The organism is Winogradskyella pulchriflava (genome assembly GCF_042434315.1).
In the GTDB taxonomy this organism is placed as follows: Bacteria; Bacteroidota; Bacteroidia; order Flavobacteriales; family Flavobacteriaceae; genus Winogradskyella; species Winogradskyella pulchriflava.
In genome coordinates this window covers 86,805-101,342 of sequence record NZ_JBHLTQ010000002.1, presented here as the reverse complement: position 1 = coordinate 101,342, position 14,538 = coordinate 86,805, and the positions used below count along the sequence as shown (strand labels likewise).

General features: G+C 33.2%; 16 protein-coding genes. 9 read left to right on the top strand and 7 right to left on the bottom strand.

The genetic code is table 11. The annotated features are described in order from the left end of the window. Window positions 1–106 precede the first annotated feature (106 nt). Window positions 107–484: a DUF8840 domain-containing protein gene (locus tag ACFFGA_RS05620; protein ID WP_386060917.1), complete on the top strand. Its 378-nt coding sequence runs from the start codon at window positions 107–109 to the stop codon at window positions 482–484. A 54-nt stretch (window positions 485–538) separates the two neighbouring features. After that, entirely contained in the window at window positions 539–1,519 is a 981-nt protein-coding gene (locus ACFFGA_RS05615; RefSeq protein ID WP_386060914.1) for an FAD:protein FMN transferase, read from the top strand. 94 nt (window positions 1,520–1,613) lie between these two features. On the opposite strand, the gene ACFFGA_RS05610 is transcribed toward ACFFGA_RS05615, so the two are convergent. The 3 genes from ACFFGA_RS05610 to map form a co-directional block, all read right to left on the bottom strand. Next, window positions 1,614–2,378: a class I SAM-dependent methyltransferase gene (locus tag ACFFGA_RS05610; RefSeq protein ID WP_386060911.1), complete on the bottom strand. Its 765-nt coding sequence runs from the start codon at window positions 2,376–2,378 to the stop codon at window positions 1,614–1,616. 47 nt (window positions 2,379–2,425) lie between these two features. Next, window positions 2,426–2,806, bottom strand: coding sequence for a GxxExxY protein (locus ACFFGA_RS05605; RefSeq protein ID WP_386060908.1), 381 nt, complete (start codon window positions 2,804–2,806; stop codon window positions 2,426–2,428). Window positions 2,807–2,874: 68 nt separating this feature from the next. Further along, a complete protein-coding gene (gene map, locus ACFFGA_RS05600) occupies window positions 2,875–3,693 on the bottom strand; it encodes a type I methionyl aminopeptidase (protein WP_386060905.1) in 819 nt (272 codons plus the stop codon). A 127-nt stretch (window positions 3,694–3,820) separates the two neighbouring features. Here map and ACFFGA_RS05595 point away from each other — a divergent pair, with 127 nt between their 5' ends. After that, a complete protein-coding gene (locus ACFFGA_RS05595) occupies window positions 3,821–5,089 on the top strand; it encodes an acetyl-CoA hydrolase/transferase family protein (protein WP_386060902.1) in 1,269 nt (422 codons plus the stop codon). Window positions 5,090–5,098: 9 nt separating this feature from the next. On the opposite strand, the gene ACFFGA_RS05590 is transcribed toward ACFFGA_RS05595, so the two are convergent. Next, window positions 5,099–5,497: a BT0820 family HAD-type phosphatase gene (locus ACFFGA_RS05590; protein WP_386060900.1), complete on the bottom strand. Its 399-nt coding sequence runs from the start codon at window positions 5,495–5,497 to the stop codon at window positions 5,099–5,101. Between the two features lie 43 nt (window positions 5,498–5,540). Continuing rightward, window positions 5,541–7,058, bottom strand: a complete 1,518-nt coding sequence (gene gpmI / locus ACFFGA_RS05585; protein ID WP_386060897.1) for a 2,3-bisphosphoglycerate-independent phosphoglycerate mutase — start codon at window positions 7,056–7,058, stop codon at window positions 5,541–5,543. A 264-nt stretch (window positions 7,059–7,322) separates the two neighbouring features. Between gpmI and ACFFGA_RS05580 the strand changes: the two genes are divergently transcribed. After that, complete coding sequence (locus ACFFGA_RS05580) at window positions 7,323–7,721, top strand: ankyrin repeat domain-containing protein (RefSeq protein ID WP_386060894.1); 399 nt, start codon at window positions 7,323–7,325, stop codon at window positions 7,719–7,721. Window positions 7,722–7,765: 44 nt separating this feature from the next. On the opposite strand, the gene ACFFGA_RS05575 is transcribed toward ACFFGA_RS05580, so the two are convergent. Continuing rightward, window positions 7,766–8,533, bottom strand: coding sequence for a M48 family metalloprotease (locus ACFFGA_RS05575; protein ID WP_386060891.1), 768 nt, complete (start codon window positions 8,531–8,533; stop codon window positions 7,766–7,768). Between the two features lie 115 nt (window positions 8,534–8,648). Here ACFFGA_RS05575 and ACFFGA_RS05570 point away from each other — a divergent pair, with 115 nt between their 5' ends. Further along, window positions 8,649–9,074 (top strand): GNAT family N-acetyltransferase, encoded by a 426-nt coding sequence (locus ACFFGA_RS05570; RefSeq protein WP_386060889.1) that lies wholly within the window; start codon window positions 8,649–8,651, stop codon window positions 9,072–9,074. 4 nt (window positions 9,075–9,078) lie between these two features. On the opposite strand, the gene pepE is transcribed toward ACFFGA_RS05570, so the two are convergent. Further along, window positions 9,079–9,786, bottom strand: coding sequence for a dipeptidase PepE (gene pepE / locus ACFFGA_RS05565; protein ID WP_386060886.1), 708 nt, complete (start codon window positions 9,784–9,786; stop codon window positions 9,079–9,081). Window positions 9,787–9,959: 173 nt separating this feature from the next. Here pepE and ACFFGA_RS05560 point away from each other — a divergent pair, with 173 nt between their 5' ends. The 4 genes from ACFFGA_RS05560 (at window position 9,960) to ACFFGA_RS05545 (ending at window position 14,475) form a co-directional block, all read left to right on the top strand. Beyond that, window positions 9,960–10,778, top strand: a complete 819-nt coding sequence (locus tag ACFFGA_RS05560) for a carboxypeptidase-like regulatory domain-containing protein (RefSeq protein ID WP_386060883.1) — start codon at window positions 9,960–9,962, stop codon at window positions 10,776–10,778. Further along, complete coding sequence (locus ACFFGA_RS05555; RefSeq protein ID WP_386060880.1) at window positions 10,765–11,562, top strand: peptidase associated/transthyretin-like domain-containing protein; 798 nt, start codon at window positions 10,765–10,767, stop codon at window positions 11,560–11,562. Before ACFFGA_RS05560 ends, ACFFGA_RS05555 begins: the two co-directional genes overlap by 14 nt. Before the next feature lie 46 nt (window positions 11,563–11,608). Continuing rightward, on the top strand, window positions 11,609–12,115 hold the full coding sequence (locus ACFFGA_RS05550; RefSeq protein WP_386060877.1) for a DUF6702 family protein: 507 nt from the start codon (window positions 11,609–11,611) through the stop codon (window positions 12,113–12,115). A gap of 62 nt (window positions 12,116–12,177) precedes the next feature. After that, window positions 12,178–14,475 (top strand): M1 family metallopeptidase, encoded by a 2,298-nt coding sequence (locus ACFFGA_RS05545; RefSeq protein ID WP_386060874.1) that lies wholly within the window; start codon window positions 12,178–12,180, stop codon window positions 14,473–14,475. The last annotated feature ends 63 nt before the right edge of the window (window positions 14,476–14,538 follow it).

Sequence of the window (14,538 nt, the reverse complement as noted above, 5' to 3'; positions counted from 1 at the left end):
CAATTCTCAGAGAGAGCTGCTAATTTGTTTTTAGTGGCTCTTTTATTTTATACAACATTCGGAAATATCTCATATAGGCTTTATCTTTGTAAAATTTAAATTTTATATGAGCAAACCATTAACTCCACAAGAAATGCACAATCTTGCCATGAACCACGTAGGTAAAGATTTGGAAGCTCGTGGTTTTGAGTTTGTAGCTATTAATAGCAAGTTAAAGCGCCATCCACAATTTGTTTGCATTGATAAAAACAACCAATATTACTTTGTTGTGGTAAGGGCTGTAATACTTCCAGAAAACCCAAATAATTATGATGTTGTATGGATGGAGGCCTTTAAAAAACATGCGTATGAAAAGGATGCAAAAGTTTTATATGCTGGTGTTGGTCTTGGTAATCCAGATGGTGAAAACTTACCAATTTACCTTAACGAAGAATACTTAATTGAGTACAACGGCATCCAAGTGATAGAAATGAATTTAAATTAAAAGTCATTGCTGGTGCAATGGGTTTTCTAATTATATAACCAAGTGAATTTTATTATGAAAAAAACCATAGTTCTGTTATTAATTATTTCAGTATTTTTTTCATGCCAACAAGAACCAAAAAATATAAAGCTATCAGGTCCAGTATTTGGTACAAATTTTAATATTCAGTATTTTTCTGAGGAGGGAGTAAACTATAAAAAACAGTTTGATAGTTTATTCACTGTCGTTAATAAATCACTGTCAACTTACATTCCAGATTCCGATGTTTCAAAACTTAATAGAAACGAAACAACCAAAGTAGATCATCATTTTGAAGCCGTTTTTAGAGCTTCAAAAGAAATATACAGATTTACTGAGGGTGCTTTTGACCCTACAATAGGAAACGTAGTAAATGCCTGGAACTTTGGGGCAGATAAGGACAAGTTCTTAACAGATAGTACTACAATAGATAGTTTAATGAAGTTTGTAGGTTTTAATAGAGTAGGACTTAAAAAATCTAACATAATAAAACCCAAAGAAACTTATTTAGAGTTCAATGCTATTGCCAAAGGTTATGGTATAGATGTTATTGCAGATTTTCTAGAGGCTAAAGGAGTAGAAAATTATCTCGTAGATATTGGTGGTGACTTAAGAACTTCTGGTGCCAATATAGAAAGTGGTAAAGGATGGGCTGTTGGTATTGATGATCCAAATTTTAATGGTGAGCAAACCTTTTCTAAAGTCATAATCTTAAAAGATGAAGGTATGGCTACCTCTGGGACCTACAGGAAATTTAAAGTAGATAAAAATGGTAATCGTTATGCACATATTATAAATACCAAAACAGGATATCCAACCAAAACTAATATTTTGAGTGTTTCTGTAATTGCACCGGATTGTATGACTGCAGATGGATATGCAACAGCTTTTCAAGCTATGGGAATTGAGAAAGTAACCTGGTTTTTAAATTCACATCCAGAGCTAAAAGCTTATTTTATTTATGAAGATGAAAACAAAAACTTACAAACGCTTAGTTTAAATAATTTTCCGGAATAAAATGTGTGACTTTTTATATGAAGTTGCGTCTTATGCGTGCTATTAACTACTATTCAAAAAAAAGTTGTTCCTTGTTGGTTGGGTTCAACTTTTTTTATTTGAATACCACAGGAATAATTTCACCTTTAGCTAATCGATATGTATCAATAGCTTCACTTGAAAGTTGAGAGGTATAATCAACTTCTTTAACATTAAAACCTATTGAACGCAATTTGTCGAAATAGTCACGACCATAAACTCTAACATGGTCGTATTGACCAAAAATTTTAGCACGTTCAGCTTTGTCGGTTATGGTATCATCTTCAAACGTTGTTTCTCTATTTAGATCTTGTGGAATTTGAAATATGCCATAACCACCAGGTTTCATAACTCTGTAGAGCTCTTGCATGGCTTTAGTATCATCTGGTATATGCTCTAAGACATGGTTGCACAGTATAACGTCATAGGTATTATCCTCAAAAGGAAGATTACATATATCTGCTTTTACATCTGCAATTGGAGATAATAAATCTGTTGTGGTATAATCTAGATTGTTTAATTTTTTAAAACGTTTTAAGAAACATTGTTCTGGTGCAAAATGAAGGACTTTTTTTTTAGCAGTAAAAAAATCAGTTTCATTCTTAAGGTATAACCATAACAGTCGGTGTCGTTCTAAAGAAAGCGTAGAGGGTGATAAAACATTTGGTCTTTGTTTACCATAGCCATACGGTAAAAAACTCCTGAAACTTTTTCCGTCTATTGGGTCTGTGAAATTATTCCCTCTAAGAAAGAATTCTAAAATTGGACGAATTAAGTAGCTTAGCCTAATTAGTAAAGGTCTTGGGAAAAGATTGAGGAAAAGTTTAAAAATAGATTTCATTTGTCGTTACTCAGAGATGCACTGAGATAAAGAGATTCACCGAGATTTTACTCCATAGTGTTTATGAATCTTTTTATTCCGTTTTTTAAAAGTTTAGTATTAAAGTTAAGTAATAAACCGATTGGATAATTTCCTAACTTCATATAGGTCAAAATCTGAGCAGTATGAACATCTGTAAATTTTTCAACCGTTTTGAGTTCAATTACAATTTTATGCTCTACGAGCAAATCAATTCTGTATCCATGATCTAAAGTAATATCTTTATAAACTATAGGTTGAGAAATTTCTTTTTGAACAGAATATCCCATCGTTTTTAATTCATAAAATAAACATTCTTGATATGTGGATTCGAGTAACCCAGGTCCTAAATCTTTATGAACTTCAATTGCAGCACCAATTATATTTTCTGTTATCTTATCGTAAATCATTTCCTAACCTGAAACTAAAATTGCTCAGTGAATCTCTGTGAAAACTCTGAGAATCTCTGTGTAACAATCTACAGTACTAAAGCTTTTTGCCTAAATTCATCTTCTTCATTAGAAGTGATGCCTAAAGCTTCATGCACATAAGCAAAAGTTGAGAGAATTTCTGGCTTACCATCTACAATGGCAATATCGTGCTCAAAATGCACACTTGGTTTTCCGTCTTGCGTAACAATGGTCCACCCGTCCTTAAGTTGCTTTACTTTATGTGTACCTAAGTTTATCATAGGTTCTATAGCTACAACCATTCCTTCAATAAATTTTTTACCTCTACCACGTCTTCCGTAGTTTGGCATTTCTGGATCTTCGTGCATTTTACGTCCCAAACCATGACCAACTAATTCACGTACAACACCATAACCTTCTTTTTCGCAATGTTGCTGAATTGCATAACCAACATCGCCAACACGATTACCAAGTTTTAATTCCTTAATGCCAACGTAAAGTGATTCTTTAGTTACTTTAATTAATTTTTTAGTCTCTTCAGCAACTTCACCAATTTCATAGGTATAAGCATGATCTCCGTAAAAGCCGTTCATAAACGAACCACAGTCTACAGATACTATATCTCCATCTTTTAATGGAACATCAGTTGGTAAACCATGTACTACAGCTTCATTAACGCTACATAGAAGTGTTGAAGGGCAGTCATAAAGTCCTTTAAAACCAGGTAATGCACCATGGTCTCTAATGAATTCTTCGGCTATTTTATCTAAATGATTTGTGGTAACACCTTCCTTTATTTCCTTTGCTAACATGCCTAAAGTTTTGGACACAATAAGTGCGCTTTGGCGCATTAATTCAATTTCTTCGGCTGTTTTTACTATAATCATACTATAAAATATTGAACAGCAAAGATAGGTAATTATAACAATTTCAAAATATTTCTAAAATATGATAAATGACAGTTTTTGAATAAGTTTTCTACTGTAAATTTGACTTGTAAAAATTAGAACTACTATGTATAAAATGGTCACTGCTGAAGAAGCTTTAAAAGTTGTAAAATCTAACGATCGTGTATATATTCAAGCCGCTGCAGCAGCTCCTCAAGCACTAGTAAAAGCATTGTCAGCTAGACATGAGGAATTACGAAATGTTGAAGTGTGTCATTTACATACCGAAGGTGAAGCTCCTTATGCTAATCCTGAATTCAAAGAAAGTTTTCATGTTAATTCTTTTTTTATAGGAAAAAATGTTAGGCACACTTTAAAGACAGGAAATGGCTCTTATACTCCTGTTTTTCTGAGTGAATTACCACGGCTTTTTCAACAACGTATTTTAGAAATAGATGTAGTGTTGATACATGTATCTGTTCCAGATAGACATGGTTATTGCTCTTTAGGAGTGTCTGTTGAAGCAACTTTAGCGGCTATTGATAACGCTAAGATTGTAATAGCTCAAGTAAATCCTCAAATGCCAAGAACGCATGGAGCAGGAATTATCCATCATTCTGAAATTGATTATTTTGTTGAGTCAGATGAAGCCCTTCCTACACATCATATTGTTGAGCCTAATAATGTTGAGAAAAAAATAGGTGATTTTGTTGCGGGTTTAATAGAAGACCGAAGCACATTGCAGATGGGTATTGGATCTATTCCAAATGCAGTGCTGACAAGATTAAAAAATCACAAAGATTTAGGCTTACATACAGAAATGTTTTCGGATGGAGTAATTGATTTAATTTTAAGCGATGTTATTAATGGGAATTATAAAAAAATCAATAGAGGAAGAGCTCTTTCTACATTTTTAATAGGCTCTAAACGGTTATATGATTATGTAGATGATAATCCTTTTGTGGAAATGCGCGCTTCTAATTACACAAATAATGCAGCTTACATAAAACAAAATCCAAGAATGGTAGCTATTAACTCTGCAATTGAAGTAGATGTTACAGGACAAGTTTGTGCTGACTCAATAGGCTCTAGTATGTATTCAGGAGTAGGAGGGCAGATGGATTTTATTAGAGGAGCTTCACTTAGTAAAGGAGGAAAAGCTATTATAGCCTTACCATCTGTAACAAAAAATGGTATAAGTAGAATTGTACCAACTCTAAAACATGGAGCAGGTGTTGTAACTACGCGAGCTCATGTCCACTATGTAGTAACTGAATATGGAATAGCTAATTTATACGGAAAAACAATAAAAGAGAGGGTAAGAGCTTTAGTTGAAATTGCTCACCCAGACCATAGGGAGGTTATTGATAAGGCATACTTTGAAATGATTAATTGACCAATATAACTAAAACTGCCACCACTTCTTTTTTACGTTCTGTAAATTTGGTTGTTCATTGGTAATCAGTTGATAGACTTCGCCCCAACCAAGTATGCCACCAATATTACGGTCGTCTATAAATAAGTCTGCGTGTATTTTTCGGCTTCTACTGTAATCAAATTTTTCTTCAGGGAAACTAGCATTTACAGCATAAAATTCAATGCCATTTTCTTTACAGAAGTCAACAGCTTCTTGTAGTTTAGAACCACTTCTGTAGGTCCAAAGAATGAGTCTGTGGCCATCTTGCTGAAGTCGTTTTAAAGTCTCAAAAGCAAAAATACGCGTCTTACCTATTTTAGGATAAGCATCTTCTACAATGGTACCATCAAAATCTACTGCTATTATTAATCTATCCTGAAAATTCATGCTGTCAATTCAATTAAAAAGCAAAGGTACAATAATAAGCGTTTTATACAAGGCTATGTTGTGTCATGGCCTTAGGTTGCGGTATTCCTATTAATTTTAAGACTGTAGGAGCAATATCTCCGAGAATCCCATCTTTAATTTCTTTTAACTCTTTGTCGATTAAAATAATAGGAACAGGGTTTGTAGTATGTGCTGTATTTGGAGAACCATCTGGATTTATCATCGTTTCACAATTTCCGTGATCGGCTATTAGGATAGTAGTATAGTCATTTTCTAAAGCTGCTGTTACGACATCTTTCACACATTCATCTACTGCTTCACAAGCTTTTATTGCGGCTTCCATTACACCTGTATGCCCAACCATATCACCATTTGCAAAATTTAAGCAAACAAAATCAACCTCTCCTTTTTGTAATTCTGGTATTAAGGCATCACGTAATTCGAAAGCACTCATTTCTGGTTTTAAATCGTAAGTGGCTACTTTTGGTGAATTTCTTAATATTCTTGTTTCTCCCTCAAATGGTACTTCTTGTCCGCCAGAAAAGAAGAAAGTAACATGCGGATACTTTTCTGTTTCAGCAATACGAATTTGCGTCTTATTGTGTTTGGATAAGACTTCACCTAAGGTTTCTGAAAGGTTATCTTTATTAAAAACAACATTAATGCCTGCGAAACTCTCATCATAGTTAGTTAACGTAACGTAATGAAGATTTAATTTGTGCATATTATACTCATGGAAATCTTCCTGAGATAAAGCTTGTGTTAATTGACGACCACGATCTGTTCTGAAGTTGAAAAATATAACAACATCGTCATCCTTTATTGTTGTGGTTGCGTTGTTATTGTTATCAACCACAATTAGAGGTTTTATAAACTCATCTGTAACATTATCTTCATAATTCTTTTGAATGGTAGCTAAAACATTTTGTGTTTTTTCACCTTCACCGTGAACTAAAGCGTCGTAAGCTAATTTAACACGCTCCCATCGTTTATCTCTATCCATGGCATAATAACGACCAGTAACTGTAGCTAGTTTTCCAGTAGTTTTATTTAAATGCTCTTGTAATTCTGAAATAAATCCATAACCAGATTTTGGGTCAACGTCTCTTCCGTCCGTAAATGCATGTACAAAAACGTCTTGTAAACCATAATCATTAGCTGCATCAATGAGTCCAAAAAGATGATTGATATGCGAGTGTACACCACCATCACTTACCAAACCTAACAAGTGAACATTCTTGTTGTTATTTTTAGCATATTGAAAAGCATCCTTCAATACTTGTTCTTCCTGAAGAGTTTTATTTTTTACTGCAAGATTGATTTTTACTAAATCTTGATACACAATTCTTCCAGCGCCAAGATTCATATGACCAACTTCGCTATTGCCCATTTGACCTTCTGGCAAACCAACATGTAAACCATCTGTACGTAAACTGGCACTTGGATATTTGGTATAAAGCGAGTCTATAAATGGTGTTTGGGCGTTATCTATAGCAGAAACTTTTGGATCTGGTGATTTTCCCCAACCATCCAAAATCATTAAAATAACCTTCTTGTTCATTGTGAATTGTTTAAGTGTCCAAAGATAATATATTGAATAGTACAACAAATTTGTAAGCTATAAAATTTTAAGGTGTTATTGATGTTTTAAGCCTTAATGAGTTGATTATTAACACAAATAGGTGTTTTGTGAAAGCCTTAACAGATTTGTTTTCAAAATGTTAAATGTATGTTATATAACTTTTTTTAGTGTAACACATTAAATCTTTTGTCGTCTCTTTAGTATATCAAAAAACAAATCAATTAAATTTTAAAATCTTTCATCATGAAAAAATCAGCAGTAGTTTTAGCCTTAGCATTGGGCTTTTCAATTTGTAATTTAAATGCAACAAACGATGTTTTAACTTCAAATTCAAATGAAGTAACTGTAAAAAATGTAGAAGTAAGTCCTTTGTGCAAGGCTGTTGCTACAGGTAATTTAGAAGAAGTAAATAAGCTTATAAAAGCTGGTGCAGATGTAAACGAAAAGTCTAATGGCATGATGCCAATTCATTATGCGGCAAAATATAACCGTGTAGAAATCATTAAAGCATTGATTACAGGAGGTTCAAAAATTCATGAACCATGTGATTTAGGCTATACAGCATTAAATCATGCTGAAAAATCAAAAGCAAAAGAAGCAGCACAATTTTTAAAGCGTTTTAAAAGAAAACCGTCTAATTAAAGACAATTATTTTGAGTTAGTTAATTGAAAATGCGTCTTATACTTTAGGACGCATTTTTATATTTTCTAATTGCCTCTCTAATTTTTTCTATACGATTTTCTGGGTCAGGATGCGTACTTTGCATTTCTGGAACTCTATTTGGGCCAGCAGCCGCTTTAAGAATTTGCATTACGCCAATCATCTCTTCAGGGTTATAACCTGCATTTATCATAAATTGTACTCCTAGCTCATCACTTTCTAATTCATCTCCTCTACCATTTTTAAGAAGCGATCCGTTACCAATTTGTTGAGCAACTCCTCCCATATCTATTGCAGAACTTCCCATTGCTAAGACTTTCCAGAAATTAGCATTAGTAATACGCTCGTTAGAATGTTTTCCTAATACATGACCTATTTCATGACCTAGCACTCCTGCAAGCTGAGATTCGTTTTCTAATTGTGAGAATAATGCATAAGTAATAAAAATCTGACCTCCAGGTAATGCAAAGGCATTTATAGTATTTTCATCTGCTAATAAGTGAAAATCATATTTGTAAGGGGTTTCTTTTGCTACACTGTTATTTACAAGTTTATTACCAACATTGTCAACAAATGCCTGATATTCATTATTTGGGTGCAAGCCACCGTGCTGTTGTGCCATGCTAGGTGCACTTTGTAGACCAATGGCTATTTCTTCTTGAGGAGATAAAGAAATAGCTTGTTTTTTTCCGGTATATGGATTAACCTCTTCTTGACTGCATTTTCTTAAATACGCAAAAGCAGCAATAGCAATGAAAATTAAAATACGGACTTTGAAATTACCTCTTCTCATAATAATTGTGTTAGTGAGTTCAATTTACAAAAGTTTGACACAATATTTATTGAAAAGTCATGGGTTTTGCATTCAGAATTTTAAAATTTTACTTTTACATTAATAAATTGTAGCTATGAATTATCAATTTCAAATTATATCTAATAATGATTTAGATATTGTTATTCCTTTGGTTTTTGAACTTAACGAGGGTAGGGTGAGCGCGTCAGTTTTAAAATCGCGTTTTGATGAAATGAAAGATCAAAATTATGAATGTGCAGTAATTTTTGATGGCAAAGAGGTTGTTGGAGTATCTGGTTTGTGGTTCTGTACTAGGCATTATGTGGGAAAAGCCGTAGAGCTAGACCATGTTTACATAAAAACAGAATACAGAAATAAAGGTTTGGGCAAACAATTTATGGATTGGATTTATGCTTACGTAAAAACTAAAGGTTGTAATTCTATGGAGCTAAATACTTATGTTCAAAATCACCCTTCACATAAATTTTACTATAACGAGGGTTACGAAATTTTAGGCTATCACTTTTTAAAGAAAATTTAAAAATCTATTTTAAAAACCCTAAATCCGCACCTGTTGGTAATTCATAAGGTGCTTTATTATATTCAAAAATTCTAGCGTCTAAATTGCCTTTTAGGGTTAGTTCAGTTCCTTTAACTTCAATCCAACTTCCTTCTCTAAGTCCAATAACAGGTTGTGTGTTAAACGCATGAAACTCTTTAATTCGTGTTTCTCTGGTTTCTCCCATGTGTGTACTGTCTGGAATTGGATCTAGATAATGCGGATTAATATTAAATGGTACAAATCCCAAAGTTTTAAAACTCGGAGGGTAGACAATAGGCATGTCGTTAGTAGTATTTACAGTTAAACCACAGATATTGCTGCCTGCACTAGTACCAAGGTATGGTGTACCGTTGTTAATAGCATTTTTAATTGCTCCTAAAACATCATTTTTATACAACTGGTTGACTAAAACAAATGTATTTCCTCCGCCAGTAAAAATACCTTTAGCATTTTCTATAGCTGATTTTGGGTTGTCAAACTCATGTAATCCTTTTACGGATTTACCTATAGAATTAAAGGCTTTAGCAGCTGTTTTTGCATAGTCATCATGCGATATTCCGCCAGGTCTGGCATAAGGAATAAATAAAATTTCATCAGTATCTTTAAAGTGAAGTTTTAGTTCGTCCAAAAGATATTCTAAATAGCCACTACCATGAATTGTCGATGTGCTTGCAATTATAATTGATCTCAAAATAAAATGTTTTTGTAAAAATAAAAGTTATAAATTAGATAAACTAGGATAGGACGCATCTAGATAAATTCTTTTTAAAAATAGGATTGCAATCAGGATTTAACAAAGATTTATTAACCAATTTTATGAGATGTCAAGAATAAAAACGAACTTTATGAGTCTATAATACCAACATGAAAAATATAACCATCATACTATTCAGTTTATTCGCCTTTTCTATCTATGCACAAGACATTGAACGGATCGAAGTCAATGGTAAAATTATTGTCTCTTCAGAAGATAAAGAGGGCGTTACAGTCTATAACACATCTTCTAATAAAGGAACTGTTACAGACGAAAATGGTGAATTTAAAATAAAAGTGACCATTAATGATAAGGTAGAGTTTGGTGCACTTCAATTTAAGGACTTTACTGTAACAATCACTGAAAATATTATTAAATCTAAAAAACTTACAGTTATCCTTGTTGAGGAAGTTAATAAATTGGATGAGGTTGTTATTTTACCATTTGATTTAACAGGAAATCTAAATGTAGATCTCGAAAACGTTAGGACTTATAACGTAAGTTTAGACGCAGTATATTTTGGATTAAATAATATAGAAAATTTTGAATTTTCCGCAGATTATAAAACCAAAGTAGATAACCCAGCGTTTGATGAATATAACCCAAGAGTAGACAATATGCTTAATTTGGTTAATATTGCTGGTTTCTTAGTAAGTCAGGTGGTTGATATAGATACCGCAAAATCTAAGAGTAAAGAAGAAAAATTAATTAAGAAAACACCGTTTAAAGAGGCTCTAGATAAGTATAGCATTAACTATATCCATGCCAATTTTAATATTCCATTAGACCAAGTTGAGACGTTTATTGATTATATGGAAACTCAAGGTATTGATGAAGATTTGCTTAAAAAGGATAAAGAGATGCAATTACTAGAACGTATAAACGAACTAAGTAAATCCTTTTTAAAAGAGAAAAGTGAAGAGGATTAACTTATTAATAGTCTTAGTTGTTTTATTTTTAACTTCTTCGTTGTATGCGCAACGAAAGGAATTAAAAGGACAACTTATTGCAGATGATGATGTGGAGGGAATTCATATTCTTAATAAAACCGCATTAAAATATGCTATTTCTAATGAAGATGGTAGCTTTCTCATTCTTGCCAAGGCGACCGATACCTTATCTATTTCTGGTTTAAAATATGAATCCATGGAAGTTGTTATCTCACAATCCATGGAAGACTTAGGCGAGTTTTCTGTTCAGCTTACCGAAAAAATAAACGAATTACGCGAAGTTATTGTTGGTAAAATTTTAACAGGAAGTCTTGAATCTGACCTTGAAAATTCTGATGCTAAAACAGATATAAATTTCTATGATTTAGGAATACCTGGCTATACAGGCAAACCTCTAACTCTAAATGAGCAAAAACTACATGATGCAGATGCAGGACCTTGGGGACATATCGGTTTAGGTTTTGGTGTTAATTTACACAAGCTGCTTAATAAAGTCAGTGGTAGAACCAAAAAACTCAAGGAGATAGTAGAATTGGACGATAAAGAGCGATGCATGAATAGATTACGAACCGATTATGAATCTATCATATTTGAGAACGATTCTTTAGCAGAGCAGCATAAAAATGAGTACTTCATGTTTTGCCAAGAAGACCAAGGTTTTAAAGCATTGTGTGATAGAAAAAATGATTTAGAATCTATTGAGTTTCTGCAAGAAAAGTTAAAAGCCTATAAGGAAAATAGAGAATCTGTAACTAAAGAGTAACTTTGGAATGTTTTTTGGAATTAACACAGCAACCTCAATTTTAAATATGAAGCGATTACAATTAATACTATTAGTTATAATAGTTCCACTACTTTTTTCTTATGATGCTAAGCATGAATACTATGTAAGCGTTACTAAAATTGAACATTCCAAAACCCACCAATCACTTCAAATTATAAGTCAATTATTTATAGATGATTTTGAAAAATTATTACGCCAACGTTATGATGAAAGTTTAAAGCTGGCACCAGACAATAATGAAGAAGTAATTAATGAATATATGAGCCGTTATTTAACAGATAAACTAAAAATCAATGTAAACGGTAAACCTGTAAATTTTGTATTTATAGGAAAGGAATATAAAGACGATATTGCGTATTGTTATTTAGAAGTCGAAAACGTTGCTAAAATTACTTCCATTGAGGTGGTTAATAGAGCATTATTCGACGTTTTTGAAGAGCAACAGAACATTGTTAGGCTAAAACTCAACAACAAAAATAAGAGTTTTCTTCTAGTGCCAGACAATGATAAATGCATGTTAAACTTTGACTAAAAATATGTTAATACCATCCTAAATACTTATTTTAGGCATCATTTTTAAAACAACTAATTACAATGAAAATAGTTAAGTATCTCTTAGGTGCTATGCTCTTTGTTTCTGCAAGTACATTTGCTCAAGACGAAATAAAGCCAGAGCGCAAACCTGGTCACACTAATCAAAATAAATTCAAGCAATTATATGATGAATTTGCAACTCCAAATATGTTTAGAACAGGCTCAGGTGCACCTGGACCAGCTTATTACCAGCAACAAGCAGATTACAAAATGGATATTGAAATTGATGATGTAAATGCTAAATTATATGGTAATGAAACTATTACATACACCAATAATTCTCCAGATGAGTTGAAATATCTTTGGGTACAACTAGATCAAAACATGCGTGCTAAAGATTCTAAAACGCCATTAATCAATAGTTCAGGAATTGCTCCAGCAACTTCGGCCTCCAGAGTAACAAGTTCATACTTAAAAGAACGTTTTGATGGTGGTTTTAACATAGAACATGTTAAAGATATAAATGGTAAAGATCTTCCTCATACAATAAACCGTACCATGATGCGTGTTGAGTTGCCAAAGCCTATGAAAACTGGCGACAAATTTTCATTCAAAATAAAATGGTGGTATAACATTAATGACCACGTTAAAGATGGTGGTCGTTCGGGCTATGAGTATTTCGAAGAAAATGACAACAGAATATATGTAATGGCTCAGTTCTACCCACGTATGGCAGTATACAATGATGTTGAAGGATGGCAAAACTCCCAATTTTGGGGACGTGATGAGTTTGCATTACCATTTGGTGATTTTGATGTAAATATTACAGTGCCAGCGGATCATATTTTAGATGGCACAGGTTATTTGACTAATAGAGAAGAGGTTTTTACAAAAGAAATGATGAAGCGTTATAATCAGGCTAAAAAATCTTATGATAAGCCTGTAATGATTGTAACTCAAGCAGAAGCTGAAAAAACTGAAAAAACTAAGAGTAACAAAAAGAAGACTTGGAAACTTTCAGCACAGATGGTTCGAGATTTCGGATTCGCAACATCGCGTAAATTTATCTGGGACATGATGGCTGTTAAAATAGGAGATAAAGATGTTATGGCTGTTTCTATGTATTCTAAAGAAGGAAATCCATTGTGGGAACAATGGTCAACAAGAACAGTTGCAAGTACATTAAAATCTTACTCGCGCATGACCTTTGATTACCCTTATCATAAGGCGATTTCGGTACATGCACCAATGGGAATGGAATATCCTATGATATGCTACAATTTTGGTCGTCCAGACAAAGACGGTAACTATTCAGATAGAACTAAATACGGAATGATCAGCGTAATTATTCATGAGGTAGGTCATAATTTCTTTCCGATGATTGTAAACAGTGACGAACGTCAATGGACTTGGATGGACGAAGGTCTAAACACATTTGTACAGTATGTTGCTGAGCAAGATTTTGGTGAGTGGAATCCAACAGCACTTTCGCCAGGGCATGATAAATATCCTTCTCGAAGAGGTCCTGCTAAAAATATTGTGAGATATATGGGTGGAGATCAAGACTACATTGCACCAATTATGACAAAAGGTTTAAACACATATCAGTTTGGTAGTAATGCTTACTCTAAGCCAGCAACAGGTTTAAATATTTTAAGAGAGACCATAATGGGGCGCGATTTATTTGATTATTCGTTTAGAGAATATGCTAACCGTTGGATGTTTAAGCATCCAACACCCGAAGATTTTTTCCGTACGATGGAAGACGCATCTGCAGTGGATTTAGATTGGTTCTGGAGAGGTTGGTTCTATACTACAGATTACACGGATATAGGAATTAAAGAAGTGAAAAAATATGCTGTTACCAGCAATCCAAATGAAAATGGAAAGAAGCTAGCAGAACGTTACAACAGAGATCCAAATTCTCTAGTTTACTTTATAGGAGAAGGAGAAGAAGGTTATGATGAAGCGGTGAAAAATAGTACTGCAGTACAAGATTTGCCTACAGTAAAAGAGTATATCATGGATAATTTTACTCCTGAAGAGCAAAAAAACATGAAGAAATCACCTAAATATTTTTATCAAGTAACTTTTGATAAACCAGGTGGTTTAGTAATGCCTTTAATTGTTCAGTATGAATATGCTGATGGTTCTAAAGAAAAAGTAACCTATCCTGCTCAAATATGGAGATTAAATGACAAAGAGGTAAGTAGGGCAGTGGCTAGTGATAAAGAGATTGTTTCAATTGTTGTAGATCCAGATTTAGAAACAGCAGATGTAGATACATCTAACAACTCTTGGCCAAGAGAGGAAAAAGAAAGCGAATTTGATAAGTTTAAGAACTCGGTAAAAGACTAAGCCAAATAATTTATTCTATAAAATTATGCCGACTTTAACGAGTCGGCTTTTTTTATTACATAA